The 24,425-nt window shown below is 38.0% G+C and carries 21 protein-coding genes; 7 read left to right on the top strand and 14 right to left on the bottom strand.

From position 1 onward, the window contains the following. The first annotated feature begins 28 nt into the window (after positions 1-28). A complete protein-coding gene (locus tag ABWU87_RS11790; RefSeq protein ID WP_353330947.1) occupies positions 29-1,525 on the top strand; it encodes an acetyl-CoA hydrolase/transferase family protein in 1,497 nt (498 codons plus the stop codon). Between the two features lie 394 nt (positions 1,526-1,919). Here ABWU87_RS11790 and dacB read toward each other — a convergent pair whose 3' ends face one another. Further along, a complete protein-coding gene (gene dacB / locus ABWU87_RS11785; RefSeq protein WP_353330946.1) occupies positions 1,920-3,320 on the bottom strand; it encodes a D-alanyl-D-alanine carboxypeptidase/D-alanyl-D-alanine endopeptidase in 1,401 nt (466 codons plus the stop codon). After that, positions 3,320-4,663, bottom strand: a complete 1,344-nt coding sequence (lpdA, locus tag ABWU87_RS11780) for a dihydrolipoyl dehydrogenase (protein WP_353330945.1) — start codon at positions 4,661-4,663, stop codon at positions 3,320-3,322. Before lpdA ends, dacB begins: the two co-directional genes overlap by 1 nt. A gap of 211 nt (positions 4,664-4,874) precedes the next feature. Here lpdA and nadB point away from each other — a divergent pair, with 211 nt between their 5' ends. Beyond that, entirely contained in the window at positions 4,875-6,446 is a 1,572-nt protein-coding gene (gene nadB, locus ABWU87_RS11775; protein WP_353330944.1) for an L-aspartate oxidase, read from the top strand. Between the two features lie 162 nt (positions 6,447-6,608). Beyond that, positions 6,609-7,751: a glycosyltransferase gene (locus ABWU87_RS11770; protein WP_353330943.1), complete on the top strand. Its 1,143-nt coding sequence runs from the start codon at positions 6,609-6,611 to the stop codon at positions 7,749-7,751. A 71-nt stretch (positions 7,752-7,822) separates the two neighbouring features. On the opposite strand, the gene ABWU87_RS11765 is transcribed toward ABWU87_RS11770, so the two are convergent. From ABWU87_RS11765 to rbr, 6 genes are all read right to left on the bottom strand, one after another. Continuing rightward, complete coding sequence (locus ABWU87_RS11765; RefSeq protein ID WP_353330941.1) at positions 7,823-8,107, bottom strand: hypothetical protein; 285 nt, start codon at positions 8,105-8,107, stop codon at positions 7,823-7,825. Positions 8,108-8,133: 26 nt separating this feature from the next. Next, positions 8,134-8,487: a hypothetical protein gene (locus ABWU87_RS11760; RefSeq protein ID WP_353330939.1), complete on the bottom strand. Its 354-nt coding sequence runs from the start codon at positions 8,485-8,487 to the stop codon at positions 8,134-8,136. Positions 8,488-8,537: 50 nt separating this feature from the next. After that, on the bottom strand, positions 8,538-8,948 hold the full coding sequence (locus ABWU87_RS11755) for a hypothetical protein (protein ID WP_353330937.1): 411 nt from the start codon (positions 8,946-8,948) through the stop codon (positions 8,538-8,540). Between the two features lie 102 nt (positions 8,949-9,050). Beyond that, on the bottom strand, positions 9,051-9,494 hold the full coding sequence (locus ABWU87_RS11750; protein ID WP_353330935.1) for a hypothetical protein: 444 nt from the start codon (positions 9,492-9,494) through the stop codon (positions 9,051-9,053). 155 nt (positions 9,495-9,649) lie between these two features. Then, the gene (locus tag ABWU87_RS11745) at positions 9,650-10,456 is read right to left on the bottom strand and encodes a hypothetical protein (protein ID WP_353330933.1); all 807 of its coding nucleotides are present in this window, start codon (positions 10,454-10,456) and stop codon (positions 9,650-9,652) included. Between the two features lie 722 nt (positions 10,457-11,178). Continuing rightward, positions 11,179-11,757, bottom strand: coding sequence for a rubrerythrin (rbr, locus tag ABWU87_RS11740; protein ID WP_353330931.1), 579 nt, complete (start codon positions 11,755-11,757; stop codon positions 11,179-11,181). A 247-nt stretch (positions 11,758-12,004) separates the two neighbouring features. Here rbr and ABWU87_RS11735 point away from each other — a divergent pair, with 247 nt between their 5' ends. Continuing rightward, positions 12,005-13,687, top strand: coding sequence for a SulP family inorganic anion transporter (locus tag ABWU87_RS11735; RefSeq protein WP_353330929.1), 1,683 nt, complete (start codon positions 12,005-12,007; stop codon positions 13,685-13,687). A 180-nt stretch (positions 13,688-13,867) separates the two neighbouring features. Here the strand turns inward: ABWU87_RS11735 and ABWU87_RS11730 are convergent, their stop codons facing one another. From ABWU87_RS11730 to ABWU87_RS11720, 3 genes are all read right to left on the bottom strand, one after another. Continuing rightward, positions 13,868-14,644, bottom strand: a complete 777-nt coding sequence (locus tag ABWU87_RS11730) for a radical SAM protein (protein WP_353330927.1) — start codon at positions 14,642-14,644, stop codon at positions 13,868-13,870. 61 nt (positions 14,645-14,705) lie between these two features. Next, positions 14,706-16,772: a helix-hairpin-helix domain-containing protein gene (locus ABWU87_RS11725; protein ID WP_353330925.1), complete on the bottom strand. Its 2,067-nt coding sequence runs from the start codon at positions 16,770-16,772 to the stop codon at positions 14,706-14,708. 3 nt (positions 16,773-16,775) lie between these two features. Beyond that, the gene (locus tag ABWU87_RS11720) at positions 16,776-17,585 is read right to left on the bottom strand and encodes a hypothetical protein (protein ID WP_353330924.1); all 810 of its coding nucleotides are present in this window, start codon (positions 17,583-17,585) and stop codon (positions 16,776-16,778) included. A gap of 163 nt (positions 17,586-17,748) precedes the next feature. On the opposite strand from ABWU87_RS11720, the gene ABWU87_RS11715 reads away from it, so the two are divergent. Further along, positions 17,749-18,330, top strand: coding sequence for a DUF4294 domain-containing protein (locus tag ABWU87_RS11715; protein WP_434533924.1), 582 nt, complete (start codon positions 17,749-17,751; stop codon positions 18,328-18,330). Here the strand turns inward: ABWU87_RS11715 and ABWU87_RS11710 are convergent. Next, positions 18,302-18,850, bottom strand: a complete 549-nt coding sequence (locus ABWU87_RS11710) for an RNA methyltransferase (RefSeq protein WP_353330922.1) — start codon at positions 18,848-18,850, stop codon at positions 18,302-18,304. The genes ABWU87_RS11715 and ABWU87_RS11710 overlap by 29 nt on opposite strands. A 473-nt stretch (positions 18,851-19,323) precedes the next feature. Between ABWU87_RS11710 and nadA the strand changes: the two genes are divergently transcribed. Both nadA and ABWU87_RS11700 read left to right on the top strand, forming a co-directional pair. Beyond that, positions 19,324-20,316 (top strand): quinolinate synthase NadA, encoded by a 993-nt coding sequence (gene nadA, locus ABWU87_RS11705; protein ID WP_353330920.1) that lies wholly within the window; start codon positions 19,324-19,326, stop codon positions 20,314-20,316. 541 nt (positions 20,317-20,857) lie between these two features. Next, positions 20,858-21,529, top strand: a complete 672-nt coding sequence (locus ABWU87_RS11700) for a hypothetical protein (RefSeq protein WP_353330918.1) — start codon at positions 20,858-20,860, stop codon at positions 21,527-21,529. Positions 21,530-21,551: 22 nt separating this feature from the next. On the opposite strand, the gene ABWU87_RS11695 is transcribed toward ABWU87_RS11700, so the two are convergent. After that, positions 21,552-23,840: a two-component regulator propeller domain-containing protein gene (locus ABWU87_RS11695; RefSeq protein WP_353330916.1), complete on the bottom strand. Its 2,289-nt coding sequence runs from the start codon at positions 23,838-23,840 to the stop codon at positions 21,552-21,554. Then, complete coding sequence (locus tag ABWU87_RS11690; RefSeq protein ID WP_353334461.1) at positions 23,821-24,423, bottom strand: non-canonical purine NTP diphosphatase; 603 nt, start codon at positions 24,421-24,423, stop codon at positions 23,821-23,823. The genes ABWU87_RS11695 and ABWU87_RS11690 overlap by 20 nt, the downstream gene beginning before the upstream one ends. Positions 24,424-24,425 lie beyond the last annotated feature (2 nt).

The following is a 24,425-nucleotide window of genomic DNA, read 5'->3' as shown; positions in this document are numbered from 1 at the left end:
TAAACAATAAATATACTATTAGAAAATTATGTCATTAAAGTTTATCACTGCAGAAGAAGCTGCAAGTTACGTTAAAGATGGAGATAACGTTGGATTCAGTGGATTTACTCCGGCCGGTTCGCCCAAGGTTATTCCTGCTGCCATAGCAGAAAAAGCAAAAGCTGAGCATGAAAAAGGTAATCCATTTAAGATTGGAGTACTTACCGGAGCCTCTTCCGGAGATTCGCTTGACGGTACACTGACCCGTGCAAATGCCATCAAGTTCCGTGCTCCCTACCAGACAAACAAATCAATGAGGGCTGCCATCAACCTGGGTGAGATTGATTATCAGGATCTTCACCTTTCCGAAATGGCACAACAGGTTCGCTATGGTTTCCTGGGAAAAGTAAACGTTGCTGTAATTGAAGCGTGCGAAGTAACAGAAGACGGAAAAATCTATCCAACTACCGCCGGCGGAAACGTTCCTACATTCTGTCGTCTTGCCGATAAAGTATTTATTGAGCTGAACAGCCATCACAGCAAAGGATTGATGGGTATGCACGACATGTACGAACCGGCAGACCCTCCTTACAGAAGAGAAATAGGCGTATACAAACCATCCGATCGCATCGGACTGCCATACGTACAGGTAGACCCATCAAAAATTGTCGGAATCGTTAAGACCAATGTACCTGACGAAGCCCGCGGATTCGATCCTGCTGACGAAATTACCACTCAGATTGGTGCCAACGTAGCCGCATTCCTGTCGAAAGAATTAAAAGCAGGCCGCATTCCTTCAACATTCCTACCGCTACAGTCTGGTGTAGGTAATATTGCCAACGCGGTACTGGGAGCACTTGGAAGAGACCAGGATGTTCCAGCTTTTGAAATGTACACCGAAGTGATTCAGGATTCTGTAATCGACCTGATGCTGAACGGCCGTATCAAGTTCGGAAGCTGCTGCTCACTCTCTTTAACTGACGAAAGTCTTCAGAAGGTTTACAACAACATGGATTTCTTCAAAGATAAGATGGTAATCCGTCCGGCAGAAATTTCAAACAACCCCGAAGTTGTACGCCGTTTGGGTCTGATTACGATCAATACAGCCATCGAGGTGGATATTTATGGTAACGTAAACTCTACTCATATTGGCGGAACCAAGATGATGAACGGTATTGGTGGTTCGGGAGACTTTACCCGCAATGCATACATGTCTATCTTCACTTGTCCTTCTGTTGCTAAGGGTGGAAAGATTAGCGCCATTGTTCCGATGGTTTCGCACTGCGACCACAGCGAACACTCTGTTAATGTTATCATTACAGAATTAGGTGTTGCCGACCTAAGAGGAAAGAGCCCCATCCAAAGAGCTCAGACAATTATCGAAAATTGCGTGCATCCTGATTACCAACAACTGCTTTGGGATTACCTCAAACTAGCCGGAAGCGGACAGACTCCACACCGTATTGAGGCAGCTCTTGCATTTCATGCTGCTTTAGATGAAAAGGGAGATATGAGAACAGTAAACTGGGCTGATTACCAAAGATAAGCGGAAATCATTTCAGATAATTATAAAGGTGCCTTTTTGAGGCACCTTTTTTTATTCTATAGAAAGGTCCGAAAGAGTGAATTATACTATTACTTGCGCTTCAAAGGGAGTTTTTTCCGTGATGCATTGCAATCAAAGCAGCCTCCTTCATCACAATACCCAATAACTATTTCGTGAAAAGTAGCACAAGTCACGCAAGTCACGCAGTAGCAACATCAACACGCTTATTATCAGTCAATTGTAGGATGCGTGACTTCTACTAAAATCGCATTTTGCTCACGCAGAAGTCACGCACCTGCAAATAGAATAAACATATCTATTTGTTGATTATCTGCGTCACACTATTATTTTTGCAGGCGGGGGTAGAAAAAACATTCTTTCATTTTCAGTGAATCTATTCACAAAGCAATTCACATACTTTATTCTGAAAAGCCCTTGCCTTTGAGCTCTTCATCACATTCTGGTTGATGATGGCAAAAGCTAACAAATGTCCGTTTGATGCCGTTGCATAACCTGCCAGCGAGCTGACCCCCGTTACCGAACCGGTTTTGGCGTGCACATTATTAAAAGCCTTCCCCTCCTTCATGCGGTTGCTAAGCGTGCCATCCATCCCGGCAACAGGAAGAGCCGGATAGAGTTCATTAAAAATCCTATTGCGGGAATAAGCATATTTTAGAAAAGCAGTCAGCAGCTCCGGAGAGAGATAGTTGTACAAAGAGACTCCGCATCCGTCTACCAGGTTATATTCTTCCGGATTATAGCCCAGTTCGGTAATTATTCGCTGAATCACTTTTATACCGTCTTCCCTGCTCAACTTATTTTTCCCAGTTTCCTTTGCCGCCAGATTATACAAAATAGCTTCGGCAGAAAGGTTATCGCTGTTTTTCATTGCCCGCTGCAAAACCAGATGAAGCGGATGCGACAAACGGGCAAGGAAAATGGCGGATGAGTCTTTGGGTAATTCTCCGTATGTATATGCAGGAAGGTTGATCCCTTTTTCCAAAGCTCTTTGCCGGAAGGTATGCATAAAGAAGTCGGCTGAATTCTCAATCGTAATTCTTTCTCTTGACAACGTATCTACCGTGCCCGAAATATAAATATCATTCCCATATTCCATCCAGTTTCGGGTAACATCCAGTTTACGGATTCCGTTTGAATTGCTTACTGCGTTATTTTTTACTGAATAATAGGAGGAGGCGGGAATGCAATTCAAATTTACAAGCGAATCCTTTTCCGTGGGATTGGCATATACCTCCACATATCCTTTCTGGAACATCAGCGGGGAAATTTTCGGTTGAAAATAGTAAGGAGCATCGTCCCACGACCAACCGGCGCCCCAGTAGAGCGAATCGGTCATCGAAACATCGGCTATCAGCTTACCGGTAATTGTTTTTATGCCCGACCGTCCGAGCAACTTAACCAGAACATTCATGCTCGAATCGACAAACTCCGAATCAAGCCCGCCGACCACGTAGAGATTTCCGTACAACGTACTGTCTCTTAGTTCGCCGGAATAGTAAAGTGAGGTAGAGAAATGATATCGGGGGCCCAGCACCGAGAGTCCTGTGATGGCCGTAATCAGCTTCTGAACGGAAGCGGGGCGATAAAGCTTGTTGTTCTGATAGCCATAAAGGAGGGAATCGGCCGTGAGGTCGTACACGGAAATTCCCACCTCTGATGTTTTTAAAAAATCCTCTTCCAATAACGAATCCAGCTTTGCCCTAAGCCCTTGCTGAGCGTGCAAAGCCACAGAAGCTAAAAACGAAAGAAACAGTATTGAAAGAGTACGTTTCATTATAATGCCTCCCGGAATATTTCACCTACTGTAGGATGCGGAAAAACAATGCGTTTCCACTCCTCTGTTTTTAATCCCAGTTCAACCGCCATTACAGCGATTGTAATAATCTCCGATGCCGGATTGCCGTACACATGAACACCCAGAATGCTGTCGTCCTCGCCCACAAGCAGTTTGCAGACTCCGTTCACTCCCTCGTTTTCGGCTACAAACCGCCCGGAGAAAGCCATCGGAAGTTTTACCGACTTATATGCACAACCTGCCGATTGCAGGCTCTCTTCCGTTTGTCCTACACCGGCAATTTCGGGATTGGTATAAACCACCCCGGGAATGGCCCGGTAGCTCATCTCATCTTTCTTTCCCAAGATGTGGTGCACGGCAACTTCCGCTTCGCGAACAGCAGTATGTGCCAGCAACGAATATCCGGTCAGGTCGCCGCAAACATAAACACCTTCTACGGACGACTGCATGTATTCATTAACCTTGATGCATCTGCGTTCAGTCAGCTCCAGCGAAAGGTTTTCCAGTCCGAATCCTTGGGTCACCGGTCGGCGCCCCACGCTCATCAGCAGTTTTTCGGCAACAATCTTTCCTTCCCCCTCCTGGTTCTCGAATAAAACTTCGGTGCCCTGTTCTGTTTGATTAAAAGCCGTCACTTTGGTACTTACCAAAAACTTAATCCCCTTCTTGGCATAATCTGCTCTTAGCATGGCAGAAAGTTCTTTGTCCATGCCGCCCAGAATCTCATCCAGCATCTCCACAACAGTCACTTCCACACCCAAGCTATTAAAGAAAGAGGCAAATTCCATTCCAATTACGCCACCTCCCACAATCACCAGCGAAGCCGGAAGCTCCTTATTGTCGAGTGCATCCCGATGTGTCCAGTAGCTAATTTTATCCACCCCCGGAATAGGAGGAACAAACGTTTCGGAGCCGGTACAGAGAATCATGTTTTCGCATTCATACGTCTCACCATTGCATTGCACGGAGTTCTTACCAACAATCACTGCTTCACCGTTTACAATGGTAACATTGTTGGCTGTCAGTTTCGATTTGACTCCCAATACCAGTTTCCGTACCACTTTGGTTTTTCTCGCAACTATCTTTGATAAATCAACAGACGGTTCGGGCACAGTTACCCCATATTTGGAGGCATGCTTTGCAGAATCGTAAACTTTGGCAGAATAAAGAAGAGTTTTGGTAGGAATGCATCCTTCGTTCAGGCAGACGCCTCCCAGGTTTTGTTTTTCAAACAGGAGCACGCTCAGTCCGGCTTTCCCGGCAGCTTCGGCAGCAGTATATCCTGCAGGCCCTCCTCCGATAATAATTAAATTGTATTTCATAGTAGTGGTTTATTGGTTTTATTCCGGATTTATCAATTTGTTTTCAATCATAACCTATTCTGGTTCAACAGTACAGTCAAAGCGCCATAAATTGCATTATTTTTGTATCTGTACAGGCCTGCAATTTACTAAATTTATAATTAAAATAAGCGCGAAAAGGTTATTTAAAAAAGTAATTTTGTAGCTTTGTATCCTCAAAATATTGCAGACTATGATTAAGAAGTTCGATTTCTTAGTAATCGGCTCGGGTATTGCCGGTATGAGTTTTGCCCTGAAAGTGGCACACAAAGGAAAAGTAGCTCTTGTTTGTAAAACCGAATTAGAAGAAGCTAACACCTATTTCGCACAAGGAGGAGTAGCCTCCGTGACCAACACACTAGTCGATAATTTCGAAAAACATATTGAAGACACCATGATTGCCGGCGATTGGATCAGTGACCGAGGAGCCGTTGAAAAAGTGGTTCGTGAAGCTCCGGCACAAATCCAGGAACTGATTAACTGGGGGGTTGAATTCGATAAAAACGAAAAAGGAGATTTCGACCTGCACCGAGAGGGAGGGCACTCCGAATTCCGCATTCTGCATCACAAAGACAATACCGGTGCCGAGATTCAGGACAGCCTGATCAGAGCGGTAAAGCAACATCCCAACATCACCGTTCTGGAAAACCATTTTGCCATTGAAATTCTTACCCAGCATCATTTGGGAGTGACGGTTACCCGGCAGACTCCGGACATTGAATGCTATGGTGCTTATATATTAGACCAGAAGACAGGTCTGGTGGATACCTATCTTGCCAAAGTAACCTTGATGGCAACCGGAGGCGTGGGAGCCGTTTATCAAACTACCACTAACCCGCTGGTTGCAACCGGAGACGGAATTGCCATGGTATACAGAGCCAAGGGAACAGTAAAGGACATGGAATTTATTCAGTTCCACCCAACCGCCCTCTATCATCCGGGAGACCGCCCCTCTTTCCTTATCACGGAAGCGATGCGCGGTTACGGGGCAGTGCTCCGCACGATGGACGGAAAAGAGTTTATGCAGAAATACGACTCACGTCTTTCGCTGGCTCCGCGAGACATCGTTGCAAGAGCCATCGATAATGAGATGAAGAACCGGGGAGACGAACATGTTTACCTGGACGTAACCCATAAAAATGCGGAAGAGACCAAGAAACACTTTCCCAACATCTACGAAAAATGTCTCAGTCTGGGCATTGACATCACCAAAGATTATATTCCGGTTGCACCGGCAGCGCACTACTTGTGCGGAGGCATCAAGGTAGATTTGAATGCCTGTTCATCAATCAGCAGACTTTATGCCGTGGGCGAATGCTCTTGCACTGGTCTGCACGGAGGTAACCGACTGGCATCAAATTCACTGATTGAAGCGGTTGTATATGCCGATGCCGCAGCCAGACATTCCCTGAGCGTTATAGATAAATATGAGTACAACGGAAAAATCCCCGAATGGAACGATGAAGGAACCCGCTCTCCCGAAGAGATGGTTTTGATTACTCAAAGTGTGAAAGAGGTGGGGCAGATTATGAGTACCTATGTGGGTATTGTTCGTTCGGACCTGCGCCTGAAACGCGCCTGGGACCGCTTGGATATTATTTACGAGGAGACGGAAAGCCTGTTTAAACGCTCCAAGGTTTCGAAAGAGATTTGTGAGCTGAGAAACATGGTAAACACCGGTTACCTGATTATGCGTCAGGCCATGGAGCGCAAAGAGAGCCGCGGCCTTCATTACACCATCGACTATCCGCACGTAAAGGAATAGATATGCACCCTCCATTGCCTTGTTTGTGTAAGAGCATAGATGTTTTTTAAAAACACGGCGATGAACAGATAAATCCTTGTACAGAACATTGCATTCTTTTGTACAGAAGAATGCAATGTTCTGTACAAAAGAATGTTTTCTTTTGTACAAGAATCTAATAATATGTCCCGTAGAAACACTAAACGCATCCTTATATCCGTAACAAACGACCTGATTGCCGACCAAAGGGTGAGCAAGGTTTCGGCTTCCCTGCAGCAAAACGGGTACAATGTCCTTCTGATTGGCTGCATCAAAAAGGAGCGCAAGCCATTAACCAGGCCCTACCCCACCTTCCGGTTCAACCTCTTTTTCAAAAAGAAGGCCGTATTCTATCTGGAGTACAATCTTCGCCTGATGTTTGTGTTACTTTTCAAGAAGAAAGAGATTCTGTTGTGCAACGATACCGACGCCCTTCCGGCTAACTACATCGTGAGCAAACTATGCCGGGTTCCACTTGTTTTCGATGCGCACGAACTGTTTCCCGAAGTCCCTGAACTGGTAAACCGTCCACGGATAAAGCGAGTATGGGAAAAAATTGAGGACATCATTTTCCCGCACCTGAAGCATTCGTATACCGTATGCCAATCCATTGCCGATTACTACCAGCAACGATATGGCATCAACATGGGAGTGGTACGGAATATCCCCAACAGAGACACCACATATACTATGAGCAGCTCGGACAAGAAAGAGAACCATTCGCTGCTTCCTGCCCTGAAAGGGAGAAAACTGCTGTTATACCAAGGAGCGGTCAATGTGGGGCGCGGTGTGGATTGGTTAATCAATGCCATGCCTTACCTGGACAATTGCGTGCTTTGTATCTGTGGCGACGGCGATCTTTACGAAGAAATGAAGGCATTAGTCAGGGAAAAACAGCTTGAAGAGCAGGTTGTTTTTACCGGAAGACTTCCTTTTGAAGAGCTGAACCAATACACCGCCATGGCCGATTTGGGCTTTGTATTGCTTGAAAACATGGGATTAAGTTATTACTACTCCCTCCCCAACCGCATTTTCGATTATATGAAATACGGAGTTCCCGTCCTTGCTTCCGATTTCCCCGAAATAGCACGTATCGTAAATACGCATCACACCGGAAAGCTTATCTCACACTATGAACCCCAATATCTGGCAAAAGTAATTCTTGAAATGCTGGAAGAGTGGAACGACAAATCAGCTTACCAATCACGCCTGAATGAGCTCTCCAAAGAGTTCTGCTGGGAGAATGAAGAGCAGGTGATGTTGGGGATTGTTGGAGGGGTGAAATAGAACCGGTTATATGGCGTAAATATCATCGTTAAAGTAACGACACTGTCCAAATATTTATAAAACAACAAAAGTTATTCATTAAAATTATTTAATGCTTCAATTAAGGTATCTAAAAAGTCGTTTTCATATATTTTTAGACTTTTCAATGACTCAACTTCCTTAATAACTTCTGCATGATCATTAAACAACATTTTTAAAATATAATAATCAAATAATGATTCTTTATCAGTAGGATGTTCTTTCATATATAAATGTATTGCAGACAATCCCTTATTGTAAAATTTATTCCTTTTAATTGTATCCAATTTGCATTCGCTTTCTAAACCTTTAAATCTATTCAAATACATAGATTTCATATAGCTTCTTTTAAAAGAACAAGAATCTAATGATGAAATATATTTAATCCCTTCTTTATAATCCTTTGATAATAAAAGAATAGATATTTTTGTATTAACATCTTATATCTGAAAGAATCGCAGTCAATGCTATCAAGATATATCTTCGCAATTCTTAGATAATTTATATCTTTTTTCTCATAAAAAGTATTCAAATTTTCTTTCGCTTTTCTTAAGAATGTATCGCAACTATAGTTTTTTTCAACAGCGTGGCCTCTAGCAGCATCTTCATTAGCTATTGCTTCAGCAAAATTTCGAACTTTCAGATACCCCGTAATAAAGAAAGCTGAAAGAATAGATATGATTAAAGAGATAATCAGATACTTAACTTTATTTCTCATTAGCTATTTTTTTATAACTCAAATTGAAGCGACTATTTTTATTTTAATTATTACTTCACACTTACGACGAAATTTATTAAATCCTTTGATGTTTTATATTTTACGCCTTCTTTTATTGTAAGAAATTGATTTAAACAAATTGTTAAAGTGTCTTTGGGTGAATAAATCTCTATTTTAGCTCTAGTATCAATATTAGGATATATAGTAGAATCTCTTAACTCCAAATTAGACAATAAATATATACACTTGTTTATCGCCAAAGAATCTCGCAGGATTATAATTTCCAATTTATCTGAAAAAGCTTTTTCAAAGTCATCACATGGAACATCTACAGCTGTCATAATTTCAAAAGGTACACGTTTTATCACAATCGCATTAATTTTATTGCAATTGATTTTTTGTCCAAATGCTCCTAATGAAGTCATCAACAATATTAATAAATACTTAATTTTACTTTTCATTATCACTCACAGATTTGTTCTTTTATATTCCTGATTTTATTTTTATGATAACACCACTAGTCATATTAGAATTTGGTTTATTTCATAATCTAAAAAAGTTTCTCAAAATTTGCACAGCCGATTATAATACATTGTTCCGTAATCCGTTAACATAATAATAAAATTGATTTCTTGAAAATACAATAAACACATTTCATCTGAAGCCCCATACCAAATATATTCCCAAAACTTTTTCAGCTCATCAATTTCAAAACAATCAACACTATCATAATTCCATATCACATTAACTGGAATATTTCCTGGTATATGTAAATTAAATTTCGAAATAAAACATTCAAAACCATCAGGTTCATTAATGTTCAATAACAGCACTTGATCCATCAATATTTCAGAAAGTTTAGTAAATAAAAAAGAGTCACAGTAAATCTTTATATTTAGTTTATCGGAAATATCATCAAGTAATTTTTGTATTTCTGCTTGATCTAAAGACCGATATCTAATGTTTATATTATCCTCCTTCCAAATCATTATTTTAAACTCTTCCATAACATTTATTTAATTTGTATAGCGCTAAGATCTCTATATTCTGTCTATCGTTATAATCAGATGCATCATAAGGATTATAAATGCCTCCATATCACAAACCAATGAAATTCTGTAAATAAAGCACAACGCAGTTTTATTTACACAACTAAAAATGATTATTTAAATATGTACGATATATTAATGTTGTAATTAAATTGTTTCTCATTATATACATATCCTCCGAATTTATGTTTCCTGATTTCATTATTGCCACCTTGATAGCCTAGATCTAATGTCATGTCACCATAGAACTTTCTTTTATTAAAGCTGTATCCCAGATTCCCTTCAATTAATAATCTTTGAAATTGATAACGAACTCCTAGCAGCGGTCTACACATATACGCATTAGAATTAATGTTTCTATTTATAAAAATAACAGACGTCATAGAAGCCATGTAATTATCGCTCATATTAATATAATGTATATTATAATATTTTGCATTAGCCGAGAAATGACAAAATTCTAAATCCGCTCCGGCAAAGGCAGAAAGATTTTCCATGAGTTTATAACTGTAATCATATCCAACAGAGATTCCATATAAACTATATTCATTTTTTAATGTTTTATAAAATGAATTGTAAAAAGGATATAAATCTCCATCCTTCATATTCTTTATATAATCTAGTGCAGGCATTTCACCTACTGTATGCCCCGATGAAACTTCCGGTTCACCAAATATCTTATGATTTAATGTTAAAGGGATACCTAAACGCAGTGTATGTTTGTTTTTAATATTGTATCTGAAATTTAATTCAATGGGTTGTGCTTCTTGTTGCCTAGTATGATTTATGTTGCTTAATAAACTTACCCCTGCAGCAAATTTCCAACTTTTTTCAGACGATTTTAACGAATCAGGCTGAATCTCTTGAGCGAAAGTAATAAAAGGAATCAAAACAAATACAAGTAAGAATTTTATTTTCATAAAATATTATTGATTAATAATTGATTTATTATAGTAAAAATAAAAAGATATAAATATTATAAAGTATTATTTTGCCATCGAATATCAATAAATACAACATTGTTTTTTGAATGAGTACAAATGTATCAATATAATTTATTATATCAATCCTATATTTGTTTATATTTTCGATTTCAATTTTAAAGGTTTACGCAAATGAATGTAGAAATATGATTAGAAGAAATATTTTATATTCCAACATGAGCCTATTCATAAATTTCACATTGAATAGTAAGTGTTTTTATTTGTAATGTATAATTAACAAGTAATTAAACTTATGCTCAATGGGAATAAGGACTTGCAAACATTTTTTATATAAGGTATTCAAATTGTACAATATAAACAAAGCTGCGTGACTTATGCAAAGTCACACGCTTTTTCAACGGAAGTCACGCACCCATACACCATTGATGCACAATAAATTACAGCTAACCTGAGTGACTTGCGCGACTTGCGTGACTTCTAAAAATTATTTTTATGAGGAAAATGGGCAAGGATGAAGAAAGAAAAAGGGTTGTTCCATAAATCGGAACAACCCTCTTTTTAAATATTTCCACGGGGGCTCTAACTTAAAGCGTTTTCTGTAATTACTTGATTTCACTAGTTGACAGTATCACAAGATCAATACAGGTTTCCCAAATGAATACTTTATCAAATTTTCTATCCTTTTTGAACAGAAGAAATTAATAATTCTCTTTCATTACTTCAAAATGAGCCTGAGGATGAATGCATGCCGGACAAACTTCCGGTGCTTCTTTTCCTACATGTATGTAACCGCAATTGCGACATTGCCAAACAACTTCACCCTCTTTGGCAAACACAGAAGCTGTTTCAATGTTCTTTACGAAAGCACGGTATCTCTCTTCGTGTCCTTTTTCAGCCACGGATATGCTGCGATACATGGCAGCGATTTGGGGGAATCCTTCTTTTTCGGCCACATCGGCAAATGATGGATAAAGCTCAGACCACTCTTCGTGCTCGCCTGCTGCTGCAGCCTGTAAGTTATCTACTGTTTTTCCTATGACACCCGCTGGGAAACTGGCAGTAATTTCTACCATACCACCTTCCAGAAACTTAAACATACGCTTAGCATGCTCTTTTTCCTGATCGGCAGTTTCCTGGAAAATTGCAGCAATCTGTTCAAAACCCTCTTTCTTTGCCGCACTTGCAAAATAGGTATAACGCATTCTTGCTTGCGATTCACCTGCAAAAGATTGCATTAAATTCTTCTCCGTTTGAGTTCCTTTGATACTTTTAGCCATAATCATCTTATTTAAGTTGTAAACTATCTTAGCATCGATATTGTTATAACACAAATATACTTTTTTTAGTTTGAAAATCAATTTTTTCTAAATTAGAAAAATCATTCAGAAAATGATTTTCAAATAGTTTCGTTGAAAAAATATGTTGTTAAACATAATTCATTTACATTTTTTATGTACTTTTGCGTCTACTCGTTTTAATAGTCAAGAATTTAGCGAAATTAACTATACATATCGAATAAATAAAATGAAAACGTTTGAATTCAAACCAAAGCTATACACTGCTTTGAAAAACTACTCCAAAGAGACATTCCTTTCCGATTTAATGGCTGGAATTATCGTTGGTATAGTAGCGCTTCCTCTGGCAATTGCATTTGGTATTGCATCGGGTGTTTCACCTGAAAAAGGAATTATCACAGCTATCATTGCTGGTTTTATTATCTCATTCTTAGGGGGATCAAAAGTCCAGATAGGTGGACCTACTGGCGCCTTTATCGTTATTGTTTATGGAATCATCCAACAATACGGAGAAAAGGGGCTGATTGTAGCAACCATAATGGCCGGATTATTATTGATTATCCTGGGAGTCTTTAAACTGGGAACTATCATTAAGTATATCCCCTACCCAATTGTAGTTGGATTTACCAGTGGTATTGCGGTAACAATTTTCACAACTCAGATAAAAGACCTTTTCGGATTGAAAATGCACATTGTGCCTGCCGATTTTCTTTCAAAATGGGGAGCCTATTTCCAGGATTTTTCAACCATCAGTCTATGGCCTACATTAGTGGGGTTATTAAGTATACTGATCATTGCTTATACACCTAAGTTCTCTAAAAAGATTCCGGGATCACTGATTGCCATAATTGTGATGACTATTTTCGCATACTTGATGAGAACTTATGCAGGTATCACTTCAATCGAGACAATTGGCGACCGTTTTACCATCAACGCCTCATTACCCCAGGCTCAAGTTCCTGCTATGTCGTGGGAAGTAATTAAAGGGCTTTTCCCAGCAGCGATAACTATTGCGATTTTGGGTGCAATAGAATCACTGCTTTCAGCAACTGTTGCCGATGGTGTAACAGGAGACAAACATGATTCGAATCAGGAACTTATAGCTCAAGGTGCTGCCAATTTGATAACACCTTTATTTGGCGGTATACCTGCAACAGGAGCTATTGCCCGTACCATGACCAATATTAACAACGGAGGTAAAAGTCCGGTTGCCGGATTGATTCATGCCGGAGTGCTTCTGCTGATTTTGATATGCCTCGGCCCGTTGACAAAACACATACCAATGGCCTGTTTAGCTGGTGTACTTGTAATTGTATCTTACAATATGAGTGAATGGAGAACGTTCAAGGCTTTGCTGAAAAATCCAAAATCGGATATTGCCGTATTACTAATCACTTTCTTTCTGACCATTATCATCGACCTGACAGTAGCCATCGAAGTAGGTATTGTAATAGCCTGTCTGCTATTTATGAGACGGGTTGCAGAAACTACCAATCTATCGGTTATCACGGAAGAAATTGAACCTGCCGTTGTAGGTGAGGTTGGTGAAGTTGCCGAGGAACCGATTAAAATACCTGAAGGTGTAGAAGTTTATGAAATCAATGGTCCTTTCTATTTTGGAATAGCAAATAAATTCGAGGAACAGATGGTACAACTGGAAGATCATCCAAAAGTACGTATCATCCGGATGAGAAAGGTTCCGTTTATTGACTCTACCGGAGTTCATAACCTGACAAACCTTTGTCGCATGTCGAAGAAAGAAAACATTGAGGTTGTTCTTTCCGGAGTAAATGACAGGGTGCACGAAGTGTTGGAAAAATCTGGATTTAATGATCTTCTGGGAAAAGAGAATATTTGCAGCCATATCACTCTTGCACTAGCAAGAGCTCAGGAACTGATTGACAAGAAATAAAAGAAAATTAAGAGGGTATTTAAACTAACCTACATAATCTGAAAAAACTACAGTATACAACTTCAGAATAAAAAGATCCATTTTCAACCTCTTTTGTGGGTTGAAAATGGATCTTTTACTATTCTTCCAAATTGAATGTTATGACTTTTATTGGGGAAGCTTACCGTTGATTGTTTTGTATTAATAAGAAGCAGAGGCAGAAATCCCTTTACTATTTAGCATTTCAAGAATACGATCCAACTCTATATGGGTAGCTTTTTTTAGATGTTTATCCGGAGTTGCCCTATCAATTGTATAAATCATCACCTGCGAAGGAGCTATTGCTTCGACTACCTCAAGCCAGGGAAGCACAAAATCATCTCCTGTATTGTCAACACTCTCACCCCAACAGGTTCCTTTTATAAACATGGTCTGAATGATTACATGTCCTTTGAAATCCTTCATACGCTCAATAATTTCACGGAGATTAAAACTTCCAGAGGGCCGATCGACCATTCTGATATAATCTTCATTGACTGTATCAAGCTTCAGAATATTATTATCTACCTTCATCAGCGCTTCGAATACTCCCGGTCGATTGATAAAGGTGGAGTTGCTGAGCACACTCACTTTTGCTTTAGGAAAATAGTGATTCCGAAGCTCAATGGTATCATCTATAATCTCTGCAAACTGAGGATGTGCCGTAGGTTCTCCATTGCCGGCAAAGGTAAGCACGTCGGGTGAAGGACCATTTACCTGCATATCTTTCAGCTTTTCTTCGAGAGCTGTACGAACCTCTTCACGGGTGGGCAAGGGTTGTTTGGGTCTACGCTCGGCATTTAATCCGCATTCGCAATAGATACAATCAAACGAACAAACTTTCCCATCTGCAGGTAAAAGATTAACTCCTAATGATACACCTAAACGACGTGAATGAACGGGACCAAAAATTGGTGAAGGAAATATAATTGTTGACATACGATTTTAATTTTCTGAGGCAAAGATAATTGATACAGATGGCAAATTGTTCTATTTACTTTTAAAATTTCCATCGAAGCTGTAGATAAATGTCTGTCTTTGCATTGTCGAATATGGTATCCAGTCCCGAACCAATTTCATCGCGATCAGTGTACCTTGTTTGTCCCAGTTTTGCCATCAACATCAGTTTCCGATTGAAGTCATAGCGTGTATTAAAGGCAAAGCGAACACCCTTACCGTAAAAAGTCATTAGCGAATAGGCATAGAGCAAGTTTCGTTCGTAGCCAGATATTCGGGTGGAATAATCGTCAGTGTCGAACATGCCGTAACTAAGATCAAACCGAATGGGTAAACTGGAAAGTTGATAGGAAATATTTTGAAAAATCAGATAACCATGTTTGGCATTCACCCCTTGCGGGTTAGTCCAAACCCAATCGGCAGTTGTTTTAAAAAGAAGTGATTTATACATTGTATATACGACCTGATATTTTACCTTTTGCTGAATAAATGGGCACACCTCTTTCTGACCTGATTTTTCAGGCGTATAATTCTTATCTTTCGATTTATAACGATAACGCAAAAACATTGTTAGGTTTGTCTTAGGTGTATAAGTGGACTGCAATAACCCATCGAAACCGGAGGATGGCCTGTCGGCTTCGTAACGTAACCATGGAAAACGAAAGAAATCAACATATGCAGAGAGTTTCCAATATTTACGAGGAGCCGACTCCACACCCAGATAAAATCCATTTTCGTTTTGAACAGAACTTCCTTCAGAGATAGAGCGGGCATAAAGTGCCTTGTAATCTTTGGCATAAAATCGCTGAAGCAAAAGTAGCTGATATCCTTTTGCAGGGGAAAATGCCACTGAATTGAGTGTGGCTATTCCTCCACTCTTTCCAACAGCTGTTTCTCCTGAAAAAAGAACTTTATTCCATCTATACTTATAATCGACTCCCAGATTAAAGAATTCTTTCCCACGCAGGTAATAGTAATTATAGGGTCGAAGTTCCGGTTCGTAGCGTTTATCAAAGAAATAATAGATTCCCGTTATCCCAACTTTGAGATTATGAAAAGAATAACCGATGTTACCTCCCGTCAGTTGAACAGTTGCCGCATTCCTCCTTTCCACATCCCTGGGGATGCGGTGCAAGCCATCTTTTTTTATAGAAGAGAGAACTCCATCGGTTACAATTCCATCCAGATTGCGGTATGAATAAAAACCCGTAAATGAAAAATCGTCCTGCTTAAAAGTAGCCGCCATCCCTTGAAAGTAGTTATACTCGTCAGTAGAAGAGTGTTTTTTGATACCGGTAGATTTGGATTCCATGGTGGATATAGAGGAGCTTTTACCCAGTGAATAATTGCTGTTAATAACCAAGCCATGACCGAAACTTAATCTGTAATTTCCCAATGCCAAAGTTTTCAGTTTTCCCAAATTTCGGACTAATAAATAGAACGATAAATAGTCGTATCCTAAGTTATCAACTCTCCGTTGAAAAGGTTCTCCACAATCTTTTTCTGCAGTTAATCCACAAATTAAGAGGTCTTTATACTGAAATGAATAGCGCAGGGAATGATAGTATGAACTGCCTATGAACCGTTTATTCACATCTGGTGTTGATAAGCTGTCTTCATTTTTAGTAAACCCTTTTTTCATATAAAGGGGTATATCGAACCTTGTTAATATCTCATGCTTCCCGTAATTTAACAGGTCATTCCAGGAAGGAATCTTTTCTTTCTTTTCAGGTTCTCCAACAAAGACATAGGGCAACAGATACTGAATGGTCTGCCTGTCCAACTCTTCAACCAACTGTAATTCATATATGCTTTTCATTGGAGCATTTAGATAAAGGTAGTAAAGCAGGTACTCGATTTGAAGGGCGGAAAGAAAAGGAAACTGTTCTAACTGTTCCTTGGTTATCTGATTCAGATTGAGCGGGTTTTCTTTCAGGTAATTTAAATCCTCCTGCCAATTTACCCAACCTTTATCTTCTTCTTCATCCTCAGAAACCATCTCCTCTGCCAAATCCTCCCAATCGGTAACATTATCTATCTGAGCAGATATCGGCAGATAAAAGTAAAATAGAGTTATAACAACAAGAAATAGTCTTTGCCGTACCTCCATCTCCTAAAAATTAAATTGTAAAGCACAACAGGAATTAAAACCCAATACCGGATGGTTGCTGAAAGCCAAATCGATATTAACAGGAGACAACTTGATTCCCACACCAAAACTGGGGGTAAATGGCTTGGTCCACATACCAGTGCGAAAGGACAACTGCTTGATAGGTGTATATTCCATACCTAATTTATAAATGACCGAGCGGTTGAAATCCTTTTCAATCTCTGTTGTTAACAAAAATCGGCTCTCCGGTTGATAACTTAATCCCAATAGAAAAACATTCGCCAATTCGCGGGTTTCATCCTCCATTTTTATCTCACTACGAAGTGGATTCATTACTAACAAAGAAAAATGGAGATTTTCAACCGGGTGCAATAATATACCCATGTCACCGGTAACAGCAACCGCATCTTGTTCCTGATCGGAATAATGAACTCCCAAATAATTAACTCTTCCTCCTAAACTTATCAACGGAGAGAGTTTCTTATAAAAATTGATGCTTGCCAACTGTTCATTATATGCATCAAATCCGTATCTTGAAAAATAGACCCCACTATTAAGGTAGTTATTTGGGTAATTTAGCATAACAGCAAATGAGGATAATTCTTTTACTCCATAACGATTCAGATACTCCATTGAAAAATATCTGGAAGAAAAATAACCGGAAGTTGCAGGATTTAGAAAACCGGATATAACTGACGCTGTTTTTCCCATAGAATAAGCACGAGCATTAATATAACGATCGGTTTCAAGGGCATAACAAAAGGTAAAGGGAAACAATAGGAGGATAAAAACACCTAGCAGTAAGTTTTTCATAAATTAATTTTTAAATACTTTATAAAAAAGGTACAACATTGTGCGAATATAAGTTAAATATAAATCCTTATCAAGTAGAACCCGATTAATTTATCTATAAAATGATTTATTATTAATTTATTCAATTAATTTTGCAGCTGTGAAAAGAGTGTTGAAAACTGGGATGTTGTTCTGCGCCGCACTGTTTTGCTTTTCCATGTCAAAAGCGCAACAATTGCAGACTAAACCCGAGATACAGTGGGTGGAAGCCTGCGTGTATCAGGGTGATACTATCCCTTTTGTGCAATTACGAAATATCTATATATACCCTCCACTCAATTTTAAGACAACAAAAGAGTGGCAAGAATACTATCGGTTGGTTTATAATGTGAAGAAAGTACTTCCGCTCTCCATTATGATTCATAATACCATCATCGAAACTTACGAATACCTCGAAACACTACCTAATCAAAAAGCAAAGGATGCCCATATTAAAAGAGTGGAAAAAGGGTTGAAAGAGCAATATACAGCCCAATTCAAAAAACTATCCTTCAGTCAGGGGAAACTACTTATTAAACTGGTTGACAGGGAGTGTAACCAGTCTTCCTATGAAATTATCAAAGCTTTTATGGGAAGCTTTAAAGCTGGATTCTATCAGACATTTGCAAGTATATTTGGTGCAAGTCTGAAAAAAGAATATAATGCTGTTAAAGACGATAGTCTGACCGAACGAGTTATTACTCTAGCTCTAAACGGTCAGATTTAAGCTTGTTAAAAAAGTCCCAGATAACGATTCCGGTTGTTACCGAAACATTCAACGAGTGCTTGGTTCCATATTGTGGAATCTCAATGCATCCATCACTGTTGTTAATAACTTCCTGTTTTACCCCTTTTACTTCATTTCCCATGATAATGGCGTATTTCTTTGTAGGATCCAGTTTGAGCTCATCCAACATAGTACTTCCTTCGGCTTGTTCTATGGAATAAACAGTATATCCATCATTTTTCAACTTATCAACAGCATCAAGTGTATTCTTGAAATACTTCCAATCGACAGTATATTCGGCCCCAAGAGCTGTTTTATGCATTTCGGGATGAGGAGGGGTGGCAGTAATTCCACATAGATAGATGGATTCAATTCTGAAAGCATCTGAAGTGCGAAATACGGAACCAATATTGTGTAAACTCCTTATTTCATCTAATACAACTATGAGAGGTAACTTCCTGGCTTCTTTAAACTCTTCAGCATTTATACGGTTTAATTCTGTTATTTTTAGTTTGCGCATACCGGTTAATGTTTATTTCAGCACAAAGATAGTAACAATTCACAATACCATGTTTATAACTGTTTAAAAGCTATTCAAACTAAGGGCAAACATTTTTATAAAAAGTTCTAGGATATTTCATAAAAAGAATTATGCAACGATTAAAATAAACTCTCCAAATAAGTTAGCTAAAAGTTTATATACCATTTTAAACATCTTTTTACCCCTTATTAAGAAACAAATTCTTCTAAAGTTCTTAACTTTGCATTGTATTAACAGGGTGTTAATGAAATTCTGATTATAGATATTATATGGCTTATAATCAATAGTTATATAAAGATTATACATGTTTAAAACCATTGGATAACTTTCTGCCGTAGACTAACAACTTTAAAAGCAAGTAAAAACATATTTATTTACCAACACTATTAACAGCCTATTATTACTATCATTAGATTTTTAAAATTAGAAATAGAGAATTAATATATAATATAATGGTTAAAGAAGAATGGTTGAAAAAGGGATTTGCAGATGAAGCGATCGATCCTTCAATGGATCTTAATGCTGCAATTGATTCTTTAAGGAAAGAAAAGAATGCTGTGATTCTGGCTCACTACTACCAGCCCGGTGAAATTCAGGATATCGCCGATTATGTAGGCGACAGTCTGGCTCTAGCACAATGGGCTGCAAAGACAAAGGCAGATATCATTGTGCTTTGCGGTGTTCACTTTATGGGTGAAACGGCTAAGATTCTTTGTCCGGATAAGAAAGTACTGGTTCCTGATTTGAATGCAGGCTGTTCGTTGGCCGACAGCTGTCCGGCTGATAAGTTTGCACAGTTTGTTAAAGAACACCCTGACCATACAGTAATATCGTATGTAAATACAACAGCTGCAGTTAAAGCGGTGACAGATATTGTAGTTACTTCCACAAATGCCAAGCAGATAGTGGAAAGTTTTCCGAAAGAACAGAAATTAATCTTTGGTCCCGATAGAAACCTGGGGAATTATATCAATTCTGTCACCCACAGAAATATGTTATTGTGGGATGGAGCTTGCCATGTACATGAACAATTCTCTGTTGAAAAGATTGTTGAATTGAAGAAGCTATATCCCGATGCTCTTGTTCTGGCACATCCGGAATGTAAGAGCGCAGTATTGACTCTGGCCGATTTTGTGGGTTCTACTGCAGCAATCTTGAAATTCGCCGTTAAATCGGATAAAAAGAACTTTATCGTGGCTACAGAATCGGGTATCATTCACGAAATGCGCAAGGAGTGTCCTGATAAAAACTTTATCCCTGCTCCTCCAAACGATAGTACCTGTGCATGCAATGAATGTAATTTCATGCGGTTGAATACCATGCAAAAGTTATATAACTGCTTGAAACATGAATGGCCAACTATCGAGGTGGATCCTGAAATTTCAAAAGAAGCGGTTAAACCGATCAAACGAATGCTGAATATTTCTGAAAAACTAGGTTTATAAATTACGATCATAATATATGAATAGGCTGTTGATAAAATGAAACCAACAGCCTATTTTTATATGTGTTCATTTCTTCCTCAATAAACAATAATAGTTTTTACTTCTATCAAATTCCTTTTAAAACACCTTATTTATTCTGTTCTCATCTATAATTATATTTTATAATTTATTATTACATTTATATATTGTATTATAAAGATAATACTGATGATTTAATATTGTTATTTATTTAATAATCCATTTCTAGACTTTCATGGGAGGTGTTCATTTATGTTATAACTAAGATTAGTATTTTTTTATAATATGGTTTATAATTTAATATATATCTAATTAAATTATCTTATATTTACTCCTGAATAAATGCATATATTGACAAAAAAAATAAAACTATATTATTCATAATATGTTTTGTCTTTCTCCATAATTTAATTTTTATTCTTTATCTTATATCTTTAGTATATTGCTAAATAGGATATTTATAATGATAAAAATATTATATTTGTATAAACCGAATCATTGATACTAAAAAACATTTAAACATATGGGATTAGACATGATACCAATGGGGAAACCCAAACAGGGATTTGAACAAAGATATCATCAAATTTACAGAATTATTGAAGGAAAAGAAAAGCAGAAAATTAGTTTTATAGACCGACTTAAAGGTAAGAAACTACTTTCTGAAGATGAATTACTGAAAGAATGGTTTGATATTCAAATTGCTTCATATGATACAATAAAAGCGCCAAGAGTTGGGAGAGATAAAGAAGCTAACGATTGGATAAAACAAAAATATAGGGAGAGTGATAATAAACTTTCGGAGGAGAATTTTATTAAAGATTACGAAGGATATTATGTGATCGAATTAGCCAAAGAATTAGATGGTATACCTGTATATGCTTCTATGGAACAGGATAGAAATGTTTTTAGAGGAGAATTTATGCAGGATTGTATTGATTTGATAGGAGAAGATTTAGTAAATGAGGCTTGGTACACTAAATTGGCCGGAGATGCACTAGATTATGGAAATAGATTAATGTCTGCAGCTGATAAAATAGCAAAAGATAATAAACTGCAATACTTAAAAGAGCAAAGAATGCCGCCTGAAACAGATGAAAATAGTATTGAAAGTAAGCTCCATATTGTTTATTCGTTAGCTAGATGGCTAATCTTTTATGGTAAAAATGGACATGGATATGAAGCTTACTTCTAATTTTTGTATGCTGATAATAAACTTATTTGATTATCAATATTTTGGTGGCAATACCCTCTTTCCCTTCTGCATCAGCAGCCAGAACCAGATAGACACCTGATGCAACTCGTTGACCTTTGGAATTCCTACCATCCCAGGTAAATTGCCCACCTACCGATGTTCCGGTACAGATAAGGTTTCCTTTGATATCAGTAATCTTCACATCGCTGTCACGAATTAGTCCGGTTACAGTAATTACACCTGTATAATCGGGGCGAACCGGGTTGGGAAAAGCGTGTGCGGTTTCTGAGAAGCTTGCTCCTCCTTCGGTTGCATCGCTCATATACGACATTAGCCCCTGGTCGGTACCAATAAATACTTCTCCTGTATTTGGATTGATTGCCAATGACTGTATTTTATCAGATAATAGCGGACTGTTGATGGTATTAAAGTGGTGTATGGTTTCCAATCCATCTTGACTTAATAAGAATATACCGTTAGTTTCGGTTCCTATCCATTTGCGATTGGCTCCGTCGATACAAATAGCAGTTATTTTTTCGTTTGCCAACAGGAAGTCCGCTAAATTAGTTCCGTCATTGCGGGGAACTTTTACTTGAGTACAATAGAAGTCGTTATCAAAAAACTTGGTTGGATTGTTGATTACAAGAGGTCCTTTTTCTGTTCCAATCCATATTGCTCCGTTTTTATCTTCGGCAATGGAAAGTATTCTAAGCTCACCAAGATTAGTTCCATCTTGATTCACAAATGATCCTATAAACCGGGTTTTATCATCGCTGGTATCTTCGAGAGTTCCGTTTGTATTGAAGCAAAATACTCCGGGTGAATATCGCATAGAAGTAACCCAAGCCCATCCTCTCTTATCGAAAATTATTCGTTCAAAAGTAGGTTTTCCACTGATCTCTGAATGATGGAAACTAATCCAGTTGCCGTCGTCTTTTAATACATTGATTATATTGTCTACGTTGGAGTTAACCATCCATAGATTATGATTTTTATCATATTGAAGCCCGTTGGTTCTTATGTAATTGGGATTATTTGAAAAAATGGATTTCAGACTACTGTTTGTGTAATCATATAGTTTTACGAATTTCAGATTTCTGAATTCGTACACCCCTTCTCCCCCTGATGTGGCGAAATGATGTTCCGGGTCATTAGGATCCTGAATTACAGAGGTTATATCTTTATAATCCAATCCGGTAACCTCTTTAATACCATCCTCCTGAAAACTATTCCATTTATTATCCTCATACATCATGATTGTTCCCGGATTATTCAGTCTGTCATAAGTCATTCCTCCTCCACAGATCAGTAGTCTGTTTTTACTAAATGTCATGTAGTAAGGAAGATTTCTTTGAGGACTGTCGGGTACGATTGAACTAATACTTTTTTCAAGTTTATAATCTGAATTGAGTTTATATCCGTTCAATCCATCACTGCCATTACTTCCCCAATAAGAATTATCATCCTTTGTATAAGACAAATTACTGAATGTATAGGATAAATTCATGTAGTTAAAGGAGTTGAAATGATCAAAAATGATGATAGAATTATAATTTCCAAAGATCATTTTATCATCATATACATCTCCAAAAGAATAATACCCTCCTACCTTTTTGGTTAAAGTGTTTGTATCATTGCTATATTCATAAATTCCATCAAAAGGTACGTTACCTATAAGTTTATTCTCGAATAGTAAAAACTGGGAGAATACTGTTGTATTTGCTAATATCCAGCTATTATTATCCAGCAGATTATTGGATAAATCACCTTTGAATAAACCTTTATCGGTTGCAGCATAGATTGTATTATTCTGAATTGAAGAAGAATATACTTTTTTATTTAAAATGAATGTATTGGTTATCTCTTTCTTTTTTAGATTCAATATCAATATTCCGAAATTTGTAGAAAAATAGGCATAATCGCCAACTATATTGATACTATTCACAGTTTTGTCCTGACTCATGGTTTTATTCATTAAATCAGGGATATTGTACACTTCTCCGTTAGAAAAAAGATCGATGTTATAGTTCTTGTATACAATAATCAGCGTTTTATGAATGTTGCTGTATTTAATGTAGCTGATATTGTTATCGCTTAAAACAGTTACTTTGTTATATAAGCTGATGCTTTGATCTTTTTTATCATAAGAAAAAAGAGATCCGTCACTTATTGCATAAATTAAATTACCTGCAGGAGCAGTTTGGGTAACATTGTGATATGCCAGATGAACACCCCACTCTCCTATCGCCATTTGTGCCGATAAGGAGATGGTGATTAAGCATAGGATAAGACTAAAGACCAGTTTTTTCATAATCGAACTCTTTTAAGAAATCACATAGCTTATTGATTGCCAGAGCACGGTGGCTGATTTTATTTTTTATTTCGTTCCCTAATTCAGCAAATGTCTTATCATAACCTTCCGGCATGAAAATCGGGTCGTACCCAAAACCTGCATTTCCTCTTTTTTCCTTGATGATAGTTCCTTTGATTATTCCTTCAAAAAGATAAGACTCACCACCTATAATCAGAGAAATGGCTGTTCTGAACTGCGCTTTTCTGTTTTCGATTCCTTCCAGTTCCTTTAAAACTTTGAGCATGTTTGCTTCGGAGCTTTTATCGGTGCCGGCATACCGGGCCGAGTAGACTCCTGGTGCATTATTGAGAGCTTCAATTTCGAGACCGGTATCATCTGCGAAACAGTTGAATCCGTAATTTTCATGCACGTACTGTGCTTTTAAAAATGCATTCCCTTCCAGATTATCTGCCGTTTCCGGGATATCCACATCGCAATTGATATCTTTTAAACTAAGTATCTCAACTTTATCATTTAGAATGTGCGACACTTCTTCTAGTTTATGGCGATTATTTGTTGCGAAAACAAGTTTATTTTTCATGT

Origin of the sequence: Bacteroides sedimenti (genome assembly GCF_040365225.1) — a bacterium.
GTDB classification, from domain to species: domain Bacteria; phylum Bacteroidota; class Bacteroidia; order Bacteroidales; family Bacteroidaceae; genus Bacteroides; species Bacteroides sedimenti.
This window is presented reverse-complemented; position numbering and strand designations above follow the sequence as displayed.